The organism is Micromonospora sp. WMMD730 (genome assembly GCF_049178955.1).
Classification (GTDB): Bacteria; Actinomycetota; Actinomycetes; order Mycobacteriales; family Micromonosporaceae; genus Micromonospora; species Micromonospora wenchangensis.
Map to the genome: position 1 here is coordinate 5382750 of NZ_JBMHML010000002.1, position 14122 is coordinate 5396871.

12 protein-coding genes are annotated in these 14122 nt (G+C 72.2%); 3 read left to right on the forward strand and 9 right to left on the reverse strand.

Translation table 11 applies throughout. From position 1 onward, the window contains the following. Window positions 1-81 precede the first annotated feature (81 nt). Together ACN265_RS22740 and ACN265_RS22745 are read right to left on the reverse strand one after the other, a co-directional pair. On the reverse strand, window positions 82-1206 hold the full coding sequence (locus ACN265_RS22740) for a GNAT family N-acetyltransferase (RefSeq protein ID WP_421409382.1): 1125 nt from the start codon (window positions 1204-1206) through the stop codon (window positions 82-84). Between the two features lie 89 nt (window positions 1207-1295). Continuing rightward, window positions 1296-1997 (reverse strand): amino acid-binding protein, encoded by a 702-nt coding sequence (locus ACN265_RS22745; protein WP_204924037.1) that lies wholly within the window; start codon window positions 1995-1997, stop codon window positions 1296-1298. Window positions 1998-2149: 152 nt separating this feature from the next. Between ACN265_RS22745 and ACN265_RS22750 the strand changes: the two genes are divergently transcribed. Beyond that, complete coding sequence (locus ACN265_RS22750) at window positions 2150-3238, forward strand: phosphotransferase family protein (protein WP_421409385.1); 1089 nt, start codon at window positions 2150-2152, stop codon at window positions 3236-3238. After that, the gene (locus tag ACN265_RS22755; protein ID WP_421409387.1) at window positions 3238-4449 is read left to right on the forward strand and encodes an acyl-CoA dehydrogenase family protein; all 1212 of its coding nucleotides are present in this window, start codon (window positions 3238-3240) and stop codon (window positions 4447-4449) included. Before ACN265_RS22750 ends, ACN265_RS22755 begins: the two co-directional genes overlap by 1 nt. An 89-nt stretch (window positions 4450-4538) precedes the next feature. On the opposite strand, the gene ACN265_RS22760 is transcribed toward ACN265_RS22755, so the two are convergent. The 6 genes from ACN265_RS22760 to ACN265_RS22785 form a co-directional block, all read right to left on the reverse strand. After that, a complete protein-coding gene (locus ACN265_RS22760) occupies window positions 4539-5585 on the reverse strand; it encodes a LacI family DNA-binding transcriptional regulator (protein ID WP_088645450.1) in 1047 nt (348 codons plus the stop codon). A 92-nt stretch (window positions 5586-5677) separates the two neighbouring features. Then, entirely contained in the window at window positions 5678-7111 is a 1434-nt protein-coding gene (locus ACN265_RS22765) for a GH1 family beta-glucosidase (protein ID WP_421409390.1), read from the reverse strand. Then, window positions 7108-7950, reverse strand: coding sequence for a carbohydrate ABC transporter permease (locus ACN265_RS22770; protein WP_204924033.1), 843 nt, complete (start codon window positions 7948-7950; stop codon window positions 7108-7110). The genes ACN265_RS22765 and ACN265_RS22770 overlap by 4 nt, the downstream gene beginning before the upstream one ends. A 10-nt stretch (window positions 7951-7960) precedes the next feature. Continuing rightward, window positions 7961-8929 (reverse strand): carbohydrate ABC transporter permease, encoded by a 969-nt coding sequence (locus tag ACN265_RS22775; protein WP_204924032.1) that lies wholly within the window; start codon window positions 8927-8929, stop codon window positions 7961-7963. A 118-nt stretch (window positions 8930-9047) separates the two neighbouring features. Beyond that, the gene (locus tag ACN265_RS22780) at window positions 9048-10340 is read right to left on the reverse strand and encodes an ABC transporter substrate-binding protein (protein WP_204924031.1); all 1293 of its coding nucleotides are present in this window, start codon (window positions 10338-10340) and stop codon (window positions 9048-9050) included. Between the two features lie 253 nt (window positions 10341-10593). Further along, window positions 10594-11139, reverse strand: a complete 546-nt coding sequence (locus ACN265_RS22785) for a plasmid pRiA4b ORF-3 family protein (RefSeq protein ID WP_204924030.1) — start codon at window positions 11137-11139, stop codon at window positions 10594-10596. A gap of 150 nt (window positions 11140-11289) precedes the next feature. Between ACN265_RS22785 and ACN265_RS22790 the strand changes: the two genes are divergently transcribed. After that, window positions 11290-12075, forward strand: a complete 786-nt coding sequence (locus tag ACN265_RS22790; protein WP_421409395.1) for a pyrimidine reductase family protein — start codon at window positions 11290-11292, stop codon at window positions 12073-12075. Between the two features lie 108 nt (window positions 12076-12183). Here ACN265_RS22790 and ACN265_RS22795 read toward each other — a convergent pair whose 3' ends face one another. Next, the gene (locus ACN265_RS22795; protein WP_204924028.1) at window positions 12184-13728 is read right to left on the reverse strand and encodes a M4 family metallopeptidase; all 1545 of its coding nucleotides are present in this window, start codon (window positions 13726-13728) and stop codon (window positions 12184-12186) included. Between the last annotated feature and the right edge of the window lie 394 nt (window positions 13729-14122).

The window sequence follows — 14122 nt, forward strand, 5'->3', positions numbered from 1 at the left end:
CGCATCGGAGTTCGGCCACGCACCGGAAGGAAGCCCCCGCCCGGTGCCACACGGGTCGTCTCGATGAGCGGTGCCCGGCGGTCAGCAGATCCCGCCGGTCGTGCTCGTCCGGCGGGGACCGATCACGGCCGCGCCGGGCCGACCGGTCCCGTCGGCGACCGGGCCGTCGCCCACCCGGGCGGACAGCGCGACCGTCACGGTGAGCAGGCTGCCGTCCCGCTCGATCGGCGCGAACCGGCCCAGCCGGGCCACCGTACGCACCATCGGCGTGTTCTCCGCCTGGGTGTGCAGGACCAGCGCCGCGAACCCGGCCCGCTCGGCGTGGGCGAGCAGCCGGCGCAGCAGCCCGGTGCCCAGCCCCCGCCGCTGCCAGTCGTCCCGGACCAGCAGCGCCGCCTCCGCCTCGTCGCCCTCGCCGAGCAGGTTGGCCAGTGCGACGACCGACTCCGCCGCCCCGCCGGAGCCGGTCGTCGTGGCCACCAGGGTCAGCCCCCGGGCGGGTTCCAGCAACCGGCGCAGCCGGGCCGGCGAGGGCAGCGCAGCCCCGCTCAGGTAGCGCCGCTGTCGACTCTGCGCCGAGCAGCGCTCGTGCAGGTCGACCACGCCCGCCAGGTCGTCGGCGGTCGCCGGCCGGACGGTCAGCTCCGCCCCGTCGGGCAGCACCAGGACCACCCGGTCGGCCTCCCGCCGGGCCACCGCCGCCGCCAACTCGACGAGCGCCTGCGCCCGCGCGTACTCGGCCGGGGTGAAGCTGGGCGCCTGCCGGCGCAGTTCGTACGAGCCGCCGGTCGGGTCGGTCAGCAGCATGGTCGTGGTGCCCACCGCGTCGTGCCCCCCGGCAGCCGTCGGACGCCAGGTCACCTCGTCCGCGCCGAGCGTGGCCCGCAGCACCTCACCTGCCAGTTCCGGGTCACCGACCAGCCGGGTGGCCAGCCCGAGCACCCGGGTCGGCTGGTCGGCCAGGCCCCGCGCCTCGCTGCGGGCGACCCAGCAGTCCCGGCCCCGGCCCCGCTCGACGGCGGCGATCAGATCCGCCTCGTCGAGGGTGTCCGGCGCGTCGACGAGGAAGTCGTCCACCGCGCCGACCTCGGTGGTGTGCACCTGCACGGTGAGGATGTTGACCCCCCGCAACGCGAGACTCGCGGTGAGGACCGACAGGTATCCCGGCCGGTCGTCCACGGTCGCGCGAACCCGCCACAGCGCCATGTCCACTCCCTTCCCCACCACGAAGCCTGCCCGCGGCCTGTTGCCGTGGCGTTGCCCGGCGGTGTCGCACCGGCAACCGTTCGCCCAGGTCAGGTGACGGTGGTCACCGACTGCGGGCCGACCATGTCGAGCCGGTCGCCGAGGATCACCGCGCTGGCCCGGACGAGCTGGGCGAGCCGGTCCACCTCGGTGGCGTGGAACCCGGCGGCGGTCAGCGGCTCGGTGTGGTCCCGGGCGACCACCAGCACCAGCCCGGCCCGGCCGAACGGCGCGATCGCGTAGTGCGTGCCGTCGGCCATGGTCAACGTGCGGGCCCGCAGCGGGGTCACCTCGGGCAGCCGGGGCGGCTCGGGCGCGCGCCAGCTGGCGTGCCCGACGGTCGCCGTCCCCGCGCCGGCCCGCGAGGCCCAGTCCACCGGCACGACGGCCGCCACCGCCCAGTCCGCCGCGAGCAACCCGGGCACCGCGTCGACCAGGGTGGCCACCCCGTCGGTGGGGTTCGCCGCCACCTGGGCGAGCAACTCGGCGTCCTGACCGGTGGTGGTCGGCGCGCCGATCGCCCGCCACACCCCGTCGACGCGCACCCCGGGAATGGCGGCCAGCCCCGCGAGCAGCCCCTCGACCCGGGCGGCGCCGGGCCAGACCACGGTGAAGTCGTCCACCGCCCGGCCGCCGAGCCGCTCCAGCACCACGACCTGGACGATGTCCGCCCCGGAGACGCCGAGCGTGCGGGCCACCTGGCCGAGTGTCCCGGGTCGGTCCGGCAGGGTCACCCGAACTCTCAGCAACATGTCTGTCCCTCCGCTCGGCGGGCCGACCGCACACGGCCGGCAGGCTGGTCCCCAGCCTGCCGGTTGACCATTTCGCCCCTGTTGCCGTGGCATGTCCCGGGCGGAAAATCGCTGACCTTGACAACCCGGCTGACCTGCCATCAACTATGCGGATGACCGAGCCGGCCGTCGACGCGTCCCACGACGGCGGAGCCCCCGGCGACCGGACGCCACCCGGGCTGGATCTCGACCGGCTGGCCGGGTGGCTGGCCACCCACCGGCCGGAGCTGGTGGCCGACGGGCCGCTGCGGGCCAGCCTGATCGCCGGCGGCAAGTCCAACCTGACCTACCTGCTGCACTGCGGCGGGCGCGAGCTGGTGCTGCGCCGCCCGCCGCTGGGCCACGTGCTGGCCACCGCGCACGACATGGCCCGCGAGCACCGGGTGATCGCCGCGCTCGCGCCGACCGCCGTGCCGGTGCCCGGGGTGGTGCTGCTCTGCGTCGACCCGGCGGTGATCGGGGCGCCCTTCTACCTGATGCACCGGGTGCCGGGCGAGGTGCTGCGCACCCGGGCCCAGACCGACCCGCTCACCGACGGGCAACGCCGCGACCTGGCCTGGGCGATGATGGACACCCTCGCCGCCCTGCACACCGTCGACCCGGCCGAGGTGGGGCTGGCCGACTTCGGCCGTCCGGAGGGCTACCTCGGCCGGCAGGTACGACGCTGGGCCGGCCAGCTCGACCGGTCCCGCAGCCGGGAGCTGCCCGGGGTGGACGAGCTACGCGACGCGCTGGCCGCCTCGGTGCCCGAGGGGGTGAACGCCGGCCGGATCGTGCACGGCGACTACCGGCTGGACAACCTGCTCACCACGGTCGACCCGGTGTCCGTCCGGGCGGTGCTGGACTGGGAGATGGCCACCCTGGGCGATCCGCTGGCCGACCTCGGGCTGCTGCTGACGTACTGGGACGTGCTCGGCGACAGCGACCTCGCCGAGGGCAACCCGGTCGCCGACGGGCTCGGCCCGCGCGCCGGCTTCCCCACCGGCGGCGAGCTGATCGCCCGGTACGCCGGCCGCAGCGGCGTCGACGTGGGGCCGCTGCACTGGCACCTGGCCCTGGGCTGTTTCAAGCTCGCGGTGATCTGCGAGGGCATCCACTACCGGCACACCCTGGGGCAGACCCTCGGCGGTGGGTTCGACCGGATCGGCGACATGGTGACGCCCCTGGTGGAGCACGGTCTGCGCGCGGTCAGGGGGAACTGATGGACTTCGGTTACGACGCCCGTACCGTCGAGCTGCGGGAGCGGCTCGGCGCGTTCCTGGACGAGTGCGTCCTGCCGGCCGAGGCGGTGCACGCCGCGCAGGTCGTCGCGGCGGGTGACCCGTGGTCGCGGTCCCCGGTGCTCGACGAGCTGAAGGTCGAGGCGCGACGGCGCGGCCTGTGGAACCTCTTCCTGCCCGATCCGCGCTACGGCGCCGGGCTGACCAACCTCCAGTACGCCCCGCTCGCCGAGCTGACCGGGCGCAGCCCGCACCTGGCCCCCGAGGCGGTCAACTGCGCCGCCCCGGACACCGGCAACATGGAGCTGCTCGCCGAGTTCGGCACCGGGGCGCAGCGCGACAGGTGGCTCGCCCCGCTGCTGGCCGGTGAGATCCGCTCGGCGTTCTGCATGACCGAGCCCGAGGTGGCCTCCTCCGACGCCACCAACATCGCCACCCGGATCGTCCGCGACGGCGACCACTACGTGGTCAACGGGCGCAAGTGGTGGTCGTCCGGGGCGATGGACCCCCGGTGCGAGCTGTTCATCGTGATGGGTAAGACCGACCCGGACGCCGACCGGCACCGCCAGCAGAGCATGGTGCTGGTGCCCCGGGACACCCCGGGCGTGCACGTCCGCCGGGGCATGACGGTCTTCGGCTACACCGACGCCCCGCACGGCGGGCACGCCGAGATCGACTTCGTCGACGTCCGGGTGCCGGTGGAGAACCTGGTCGGCGCCGAGGGGGGCGGGTTCGCCATCGCCCAGGCCCGGCTCGGGCCGGGCCGCATCCACCACTGCATGCGCCTGGTCGGGATGGCCGAGCGGGCCCTGGAGCTGCTCTGCCGGCGGGCCAACGAGCGGATCGCGTTCGGTCGGCCGCTCGCCGAGCAGGGCGTGGTCCGGGAGTGGATCGCCGAATCCCGGGTCCGGATCGAGCAGGCCCGGCTGCTGGTGCTCAAGACCGCCTGGCTGATGGACACCGTCGGCAACAAGGGTGCGCACACCGAGATCCAGGCCATCAAGATCGCTACTCCGGCGATGGCCGAGTGGGTGATCGACAAGGCGATCCAGGGGTACGGCGGCGCCGGGGTCAGTCAGGACACCCCGCTCGCCGGTCTCTGGGCCCAGGCCCGCACCCTGCGGCTCGCCGACGGCCCGGACGAGGTGCACCGCGCGTCCCTGGCCAAGCGGGAACTGCGCCGCTGGTCCTGAGCCTGAGCCGCTGGCCTGAACCGACGCCACCGGCGCGTCGGGTCACCCGGCTGAGGGCCGGAGGTGGAGGTCGGAGGTGTCGAAGCGCTTCAGGTGGAGGCACGCTGGATGAGTTCGGTGTCCAGCAGGATGTGCGGGGTGGGGATCTCGTCGCCCCGGATGCGGGCCACCAGCAGCCGGGCCATCTGCCGGCCCATCTCCTCCACCGGCTGGAAGACCGTGGTCAACGGCGGGTCGGCCTGCTGGGCGACAGGCGAGTCGTCGAACCCGATGATCGCCACGTCCTCGGGCACCCGTCGGCCCGACTCGCGCAGCGTCCGCAGCGCGCCGAACGCCATCAGGTCGGAGGCGACGAAGACCGCGTCCAGCTCGGGGCAGGCCTCCAGCAGCCGGCGCATGCACGCCGCGCCGCTACCCTCGCTGAAGTCCCCGTAGGCGATCATGCGGGGGTCGAGCATCCCGACGGTGGACTCCACCGCCTCCCGGTAGCCGACCAGCCGGGCGAGGCCGGCGCCCATGTCCTGCGGGCCGGCGATGGTGGCGATCCGACGGCGTCCCTGCCGGGCCAGGTGCTGCACCGCGTTGCGGGCGCCACCGACGTTGTCGACGTCGACGAACCAGGACGGCCGCGCACCCGGGCGCAGCATCCGGGCCGGCCGACCGCCGAGCACGGTGGGCAGGTCGCGCTCCTCCAGCAGGGTGGGCAGCGGGTCGGAGTCGTGCAGCGACAGCAGCAGGACCCCGTCGACGTGCTGGTTGGTCAGGTGGTTCTCGACCCGTTCCCGTTCGATCGGGGACTGCACCATGGCGAGCCAGAGTTGCAGCGGCGTCTCCAGCAGGCCGGAGCTGACACCCCGGACGATGCCGGCGAAGAACGGCTCGGTGAAGACCCGCTCCCCCGACTCGGAGACCACCAGGGCCACCGAGTCGGTCCGCTGGGTGACCAGTGCCCGTGCCGCCCGGTTCGGGACGTACCCCAGTTCGGCGATGGCCTGTTGGACGGCGGCCCGGGCCTCCGGGCTGACCTGGGGTGAGCCGTTGACCACCCGGGAGACCGTGCCCCGCCCGACACCCGCGCGGGCGGCGACCGCGTCGAGGGTCGGGCGCCCGAGTGACCGGGTGCGTTGCGTTGTCATCGTCTGCTCCTCCGACGTCGGACGGTCCCCGCCGGCCGCCCCCGGGGGCGGGCGGCGCGGCGGGGCCGTCCGGAATGCTGGCTGGCCTCTGCCTATTGTGCGGCCAGACCGTTGCGTCGGATCACCTCGGCGTACCACCTGGCGCTGGACTTGGGGATACGGGCCTGGGTGTCGTAGTCGATCCAGATCATCCCGAAGCGCTTGGTGTAACCCCAGGCCCACTCGAAATTATCCATCAGCGACCACGCGAAGTAGCCCCGCAGGGGCACCCCGGCCTCGATCGCCTCGTGCGAGGCCCGCAGGTGGGCGTCGAAGTAGGCCAACCGGTCGACGTCGTCGACCCGACCGTCCTGCACGGTGTCGACGAACGCCGAGCCGTTCTCGGTGACGTAGAGCGGCAGGTCGGTGTACTCCTCGTGGACCCGCCGCAGCGTCTCCACCAGGCCCGGGGCGTCGATCTCCCAGTCCATGTCGGTGACCGGGACACCCCGGGTGACGAACCGCACGTCCTCGCTGCCCGGCCAGCAGGACGGCGCCCGCCAGTACTTCTCCGGCTCCTCGCCGGCGACCGGCGCGGCCACCACGTGCCGGCTGTAGTAGTTGATCCCGACCAGGTCCAGCGGAGTGGAGATGATCTCCAGGTCGCCGTCGCGGACGTGTCCGAAATCGGTCACCTCGGCCAGGTCGGCGGTCAGGTCCGCCGGGTACGACCCACGCAGCAGCGGGTCGAGGAAGAACCGGTTGGCCAACCCGTCGATCCGGCGGGCGGCGTCGACGTCGCCCGGGGCGTCGCTGGCCGGGGTCACCGGGTAGAGGTTGACCGTGACGCCGAGCTGGGCCTGCGGCAGCTTCGCCCGCAGGGCCTGCACGGCGAGCCCGTGACCGAGCATGAGGTGGTGCCCGGCCCGGACCGAGTCCGCCCCGTCGGACCGCCCGGGGGCGTGCGCCCCGGAGCCGTAGCCGAGGAACGCCGAGCACCACGGCTCGTTGAGCGTGGTCCAGTACTTGACCCGGTCGCCGACGGCGTCCGCGAGCAGGGACGCGTAGTCGGCGAACCGACCGGCGGTGTCCCGGGCCGGCCAGCCGCCCGCGTCCTCCAACGGCTGGGGCAGGTCCCAGTGGTAGAGGGTGAGCCACGGCTCGATGCCGTTGGCCAGCAGCTCGTCGACCAGCCGCCGGTAGAAGTCCAGGCCCTCCTGGTTGGCGCCGCCGGTGCCGCCGGGCTGCACCCGCGGCCAGGAGACCGAGAACCGGTACGACTTCAGGCCCAGCTCGGCCATCAACCGGACGTCGTCGGGCATCCGGTGGTAGTGGTCGCAGGCCACGTCCCCGGTGTGCCCGGAGACCACCCGCCCTTCGGTGTGACTGAACGTGTCCCAGATCGACGGGGTCCGGCCGCCCTCGGCGGCGGCCCCCTCGATCTGGTACGCGGCGGTCGCCGCGCCCCACAGGAAGCCGGGCGGGAAGGTCAGTTCCGGCCCCTGGTCGAGTACGCCGACAGCGGGCGGGTGGGTCGGGTTGCTCACGACTTGACGGCGCCTTCCATGATGCCGCCGATGATCTGGCGGCCGAACACGATGAACACGATCACCAGGGGCACGGTGCCGATGGCGGTCGCGGCGAACACCTGCGAGTAGTCGGTGTAGTAGGCGTAGGACAGGAATGCCAACGACACCTGCAGGGTCGGGTTCTCCGGGGTGAGCACGGCGTACGGCCAGAGGTAGGAGTTCCAGGTCTCCATGAAGGTGAGCAGGCCGAGCACGGCGGCGGCGGGGCGCAACGCCGGCAGCACGATGTTCCAGAAGATCCGGAAGGTGCTGGCGCCGTCGACCCGACCCGCCTCGATCAGCTCGTCGGAGATGGCCTGGATGGCGTACTGCCGCATCATGAACACGCCGAAGGCGCTGACCAGGAAGGGCACGGTCACCGCGTAGAGGGTGTCGTACCAGCCGAGGTCCTGGATCATGCCCCAGAGCGGGATCAGGCCGAGCTGGGTCGGAATCATCATGGTCACGATGATCGTCAGCAGCAGGGCGTTGCGGCCCCGGAACCGCAGCTTGGCGAAGGCGAAGCCGGCCAGCGACCCGGTGATCACCACCGAGACGGTCACCACCGCGGAGACGATCACCGAGTTGAGCAGGCCGGTGAGGAAGTTCGCCGCGTCGTTGTCGAGCACCCGGCCGAAGTTCGCGCCGAACTCGCCGGCCGGGGTGAACGGCGGCGGAACGTCGTTGATCTGGTCGAGGCTACGGGTGGCGATGACCACCATGTAGTAGAACGGGTAGACCGAGAAGAGCACCGCGACGACGAGCGCGATGTAGAGCAGCGGACTGGTGCGCCAGAGGCGCTGGGATGCCTTGTTCACGGCGCGGTCCTCACTTCACCGAACGGCGGACGAGCAGGAAGTTCACCAGCGAGACCAGGGCGATCATGACGAACATGGCCCAGGCCACCGCTGCGCCGTAGCCGGCGGAGCTGAGGTTCTCGATACCGAGCTCGTACATGTACATCGCCAGGGTCTGGAACTCGCGCTGGTCGCCACCGATGATGTTGCCGTTGCCGAAGACCAGCGGCTCGGTGAAGAGCTGGAGCCCACCGATGGTGGACAGGGTGACCACGAAGACGAAGGTGGGGGTCAGCATCGGCAGGGTGATCCGCCAGAACTGCTTCCACTGGTTCGCGCCGTCGATCGCGGCGGCCTCGTAGAGGTCCTTCGGGATGGCCTGCATGCCGGCCAGCAGGATCAGCGTGTTGTAGCCGGTCCACCGCCAGTTGACCATGGAGGCGATGGCCGTCCAGGAGCTCCACTTCTGGGCGTCCCAGTCGACCGCGTCGACGCCGACCAGGCTGAGCACCCAGTTGATCAGACCGAAGTCGCGCTGGAAGAGCATCCCGAAGACGATCGCCACCGCGGCGACGGAGACCACGTTGGGCATGAAGATGGCCATCCGGAACAGCGTCCGGGCCCGCAGGAAGGTGCGGTTGAGCATGGTGGCCAGGAACAGCGCCAAGAGCAACTGGGGGATCGTCGACAGGATGAAGATGCCGAACGTGTTGATCGTGGCGTTCCAGAAGTACTCGTCGGTGAACAGCCGGGTGTAGTTGTCGAACCCGATGAAGCTGTGGTCGCCGATGAGGTCCCAGTCGTGCAGCGACATCCACGCGGTACGCAGCATCGGGTAGAACCCGAAGATGCCGAAGATCACGAAGAACGGCGCGATGTAGAGGTAGGGCGAGAGCTTCAGGTCGAGGCGGTTCAGGGTGATCGCCCGGCTGCGCCGCCGGGGAGGTGTGGGGGGTGGTGCGCTGGGCGACGGCGGCGCCGTCGTGGCCGAGAGGCTCATGCGGGGTCCTTTCCCGGCTCCGGCGGGGCCGGTGAGGCGGGCGGTACGTGGAACGGGGGGACGCCATTGGTGGCGCCCGGGACATGCCCGGACGCCACCGCCGGTGGTGGTGCAGTGATCAGAAGGCGCCCTGGGTCTTGGCGTCCTTGAGGAACTGCTCCCAGGCCTTGTCCTTGGGGGACTGCCCGTTCTCGTACGAGCGCAGGGCCGGCTCGAACGCGTTCTCCTTGATCGCCTGGTGCTTCGGGCCGAGGTGCAGCGGCTGGATCTTCTCGACGCTCTCACCGAAGATCTTGCCGGTCGGCGCACCGCTGAAGTACTCGTTGGTGTAGCTGGTGAACTCCGGGTTCTTCAGCGCCTCGAGGTTGGTCGGCAGCGGGCCCTTGAGCTTGAACGCCTCGACCTGGCTCTTCGCGTTGGTCAGGTACTCGGCGAGCTTGGCCGCCTCCTTGGGGTACTTGCTCTGGGCCGGCACGGCCAGCCAGGAGCCGCCCCAGTTGCCCGCGCCGCCGGGAACCGGCGCCAGGTCCCACTTGCCCTTGTTCTCCGGGCCGGAGTTGTCGGCGACGATACCGAGCATCCACGACGGGCAGAAGGTGGCCGCGAAGGTGCCCTGCTTGAAGCCGGCCGACCACTCGGGCGACCAGGTGGCGCTCTTCGCGGAGATCTTCGCGTCGGACATCGCGACGGCGGTGTCCCACGCCGTCCTCACCGCGGCGCTCTTGTCGGCGATGACGTTGTCCTCCTTGTCGTAGAACAGGTCACCGCCCTGCTGCACCATGACCGCGCTGGCGGCGGTGGTGGCCGAGTCGATCAGGCCCTTGTTGGTGGCCGCCCGGTACTTCTTGCCGGTCTCGATGAAGGCGTTCCAGTCCGGCCAGAGCGCCGCCACCTGGTCCCGCTCGGTCGGCAGACCGGCCGCGGCGAACAGGTCCTTGCGGTAGCAGACGCCGAGGCTGCCGACGTCGGTGGGCAGGCCGATCAGCCGCCCGTCCGCCGCCTTGCCCAGCTCCCACTTCCACGGCAGGTATTCCTTGCTGTGGTCGGCGATCAGCGGCGCCAGGTCGGCCCAGTTCGCGGGGTTGGTCTTGAACTCGTTGAGGATGCCCTCTTCGAGCGCGGTCACGTCCGCGGCGCCCTTGCCGGTGGCCAGCGCGCGGACCACCTTCGGCCGGTACTCGTTGAGCTGCGCGGTCTTGCGCAGCTCGACCTTGATGCCGGTGTCCTTCTCGTACTGCTTGACGATCTCGTCGTATCCGAACTCACCGAAGGTGTCGACGACCAGCTTGCTGGGCTTGCCGCCGGCCTCCTTCGGCTCGTCGTCCTTGCCGCAGGCCGCGAGACCGCCGATGGCGGTTACTGCGGCCAGGGCGGCGACCGCGAACCGGTTACGCCGCGTGGTGACGCTCATCCTGACCCCTTTTCGATGGTGAGGCTGGGTGGTGTGTGGTGGGGGGGTGCTGTCGCACGTCCCGGCCGGTCCGGCGGTGATCGCCGGTCGGTCTGGGATGGTCGCGGGTGATCCGCGCCACGCCCTTGGGAACGCTCCCATGAGATTGCCGGGAGGTGTCGGGGGTGTCAATAGACCGTTGGGAGCGTTCCCAGATCGTTACCAGCTATCGCGTTTACCCCGCCTCATGTGATGGACCCGGCGGAGACGCCGATCAACAGAAGCGGCGCAGCAGGGTGGTCGCCCGCCCGGCGTCGAACGCCGTCGGGTCGTGCCCGGGGCCCGCCCAGTCCCGCATCGTGACATGCTCCGGGTGGTGCGGATCGGCCAGCGCCGCCAGCAACAGGAGCTGCCCGGCCGGGCCGCCGACCCCCTCCGGCGGGCAGGCCCGCGCCCCCTGCGGGCAGCTCGGGTAACGCTCGTCCGGGTCGGCGGCGAGGACGTCCTCCACCACCAGTTCGTGCTCCCACCAGTCACCGAAGTCGTAGACGTAGCCGAACCGGCTGCCCTTGCCGGCCACCGCGTCCAGCCGGGTGTCCAGCTCGTCGTGCACCACCGGCTCGGCGTCCGGGTCCGGTTCGCCGTACTGCACCCCGTCGATCTCGAACGCGTGCAGGTGGCAGTCCCGCCAGCCCATCGCATGCTGCACCACCCGGTGCAGCCGGTCGAGGGTGTAGCCGCCGGGGACCAGCACCCGCCGCCAGACCGACGGGCGCACCCCGGTGAGGGACACCTTCAGCTGGAAGATCTGACGTGACATGCTGCCCCCTCCACCCACCGCATAGGCTGCCGGCATGATCTGCCGAGCGTGCCGACAGCGGCGGCACGACGACTGCCCCGGCCGGAAGTGGTGCGACTGCCAGCACCGTACCCCCGCACCCACCCCTCCGGTCACCGGTCCGGCCGGCGAATGAGCGTCGGAATCCCGATCCGGCGGATCTGGCCCACGCCCGCCGACGGCCCGTTGGACGACGCGGCACTGACCGCGCTCTACGCCCGCGCCGACACCCCCCGGCTGCGGGTCAACTTCGTGGCCAGCGCGGACGGCGCGGTCACCCTGGACGGCTACTCCGCCGGCCTCTCCGGCGCACCGGACAAGCGGGTCTTCGGCCTGCTGCGGATGCTGTGCGACGGGCTGCTGGTGGCCGCCGGCACGCTGCGCCACGAGGGCTACAAGGCGGTGCGGCTCAGCCCGGAACGCCGGGCCTGGCGACGCGCGCACGGCCTGGCCGAGTACCCGACACTGGCGGTCGTCTCCCGGTCGCTGCGGCTCGACCCGGCCCAGGCCGCGTTCGCCGACGCGCCGGTGCGCCCGGTCGTGCTGACCACCGGGACGGCCGTCGCTCCCCCGGGCCTCACCGACGTCGTCGACCTGGTCCGGGTCGGCCGGGACGACGTCGACCTCGCCGCCGGCCTGACCGCGCTGCGCGAGCGGGGACTGGGGCAACTGCTCTGCGAGGGCGGCCCACACCTGTTCGGCGCGCTCACCGCCGCCGACCTCGTCGACGAACTCTGCGTCACCGTCGCCCCGCTGCTGGCCGGGGCCGGCCCGGGACGGATCACGGCCGGCCCGGCCAGCCCGCCCCGCCCGCTGCCGCTGCGGCACACGCTGGCCGCCGCCGACGGCGTACTCATGCTGCGGTACGCCCGCGACACGCCCGGCGTCGGCACCGCCGGGGCCGCGCCCGTCGGCTGACGTCACCCTCCCGTCGGACACGGCGCGGGGCGTGGGCCACCCGGTCGGTGTGCCCACGCCCCGCGGTCGAGGACGTCGGGGCCGGCGGGTCGACGCCGGCCCCGGGGGTCAGCTGACGCTCACGCCCGCCCAGGCGGCGGCGACGGCCTTGTACTCGGCGCTGGTCGCGCCGTACAGGTCGGTCGCGGCCGACAGGCTCGCCGTCCGGGCGCCCTTGTAGTTGGTGGTGGAGGTCATGTAGCGGGTCAGCGCCCGGTACCAGATCGCCCCGGCCTTGGTGTTGCCGATGCCGGCGACAGTGGTGCCGTTGCAGGTCGTGCTGGTGCCGTACGACGAGGTGCCGCTACCCACCGCGAGCAGGTAGAAGAAGTGGTTCGCCACGCCCGAGGAGTAGTGCACGTCCAGGCCGCCGACCGAGCTGCTCCAGCAGTCCGCCGACTTACCGTCCTTGGAGGGCTTGTCCATGTAGCGCAGCGGGGCGCCGGTGCTGCGCAGCTTCTCGCCGATCAGGTAGTCGCCCGGGTCCTTGGCGCTGGCCGCGTAGAACTCGACCAGGGTGCCGAAGATGTCGCTGGTGGCCTCGTTGAGGCCGCCCGACTCGCCGCTGTACCGCAGCCCGGCGGTGTTGCTGGTGACGCCGTGGGTCATCTCGTGCCCGGCCACGTCCAGCGAGGTCAGCGGGTACCAGCCGGAGCCGCCGTCGCCGTAGGTCATGCAGAAGCAGGAGTCCTGCCAGAAGGCGTTGGCGTAGTTGCTGCTGTAGTGCACCCGGCTGTACGCGCCGACACCGTCGTTGCGGATGCCGTTGCGGCCGTGCGCGCTCTTGTAGTAGTCCCAGGTCTTCTGCGCGCCGAAGGCGGCGTCGGCGGCGGCGGTCTGCCGGTTGTTCAGGGTGCCGTCGCCGAAGACGTTGGTGGCGCTGGCGACCAGGGTGCCGGTGCCGATGGTCCGGCCGTTGAGGTCGTAGGTGCGGTGGTTGCCCCGGGCCGGGTCGGCGAGCTGGTAGGTGCTGCCGGACTGGGTGCTGCCGACCGAGACCGAGCCGGAGTGGAAGGTGTTGCCGGTGCCCTCCCGCTGCACGCCCTCCCACGAGTCGCGGACCGCGCCGGTGGTGGCGTCCACCAGCACGTGCAGCTCGCTCGGGGTGCCGTCGGCGTGGGTGCCGGCCACCACCACCTCGTAGGCGAGGGCGGTCGCGGTCGCACCGGCGTCGAAGACCAGCTGCGCGCCCGCGACCGAGCGGCCGGTGGCGGTCGACGCGGCGAAGGCGATCTTGCCGGCGGCGGCCTCGCTGACCTTGGCCTTCGGGGAACGCTGCGGGGCGTTGGCGAGGCCGTGGGTGGCACCGCGCCAGGAGTCGCCCTTGCCGAGGTGGACGACCACCTCGCCGCCGAGGACGGGCAGGCCGTCGGAGTAGCGGTTGAGCCGGACGTGCTCGGTGCCGTCGGCGTCGGTCACCACGTTGCGCGGGGTGAACGTCTGCCCGTCGGCGGCGAGGCCCGCACCGGAGTGGGCCTTGAGCTGGGCGACCGCACGGGTGAACGGGTCGGCTGCGGGGCCGGCGGGGGCGGCGGTGGCCGCGGTGGGCACCGTGACGGCGGTGGCCAGGAGAGCGGCCGTGGCGAGGCCGCTCAGCAGGGGGGTTCGACGCATGGGGGTTCTGCCTCCACAGGGACAGTCGGGGGGGGTGCCGACTGACGGCGGCCCGCCGGTGGTTCACCGTGGACCGGTCACGTGTCCGCAGGTTACGGACGTGACGACCGGCACCGGAGGAAGAAGATCCTCGATGTCGGCTGTGGCTATTCTCAGCCCAACCGGCCGGTTTCTGTCACGCCCTCGGCGGGGATTTTTTTCCCCGGATTTTCGCCGTGCCCGCCACCTGCGCAAACACCACCACCGCGCGGGAAAAAGTCGACCGACGGTGACCGCACCACCCCCTGCGGTCACCGAACCGGCGCGACGACGGTGGTCGGCCCGACGTCGCGGCCGGCCCGCCGGTGGCGTCCGCCGCGTCGCGTGGCAACCTGTCGCACTCCTCGGGCAGTAT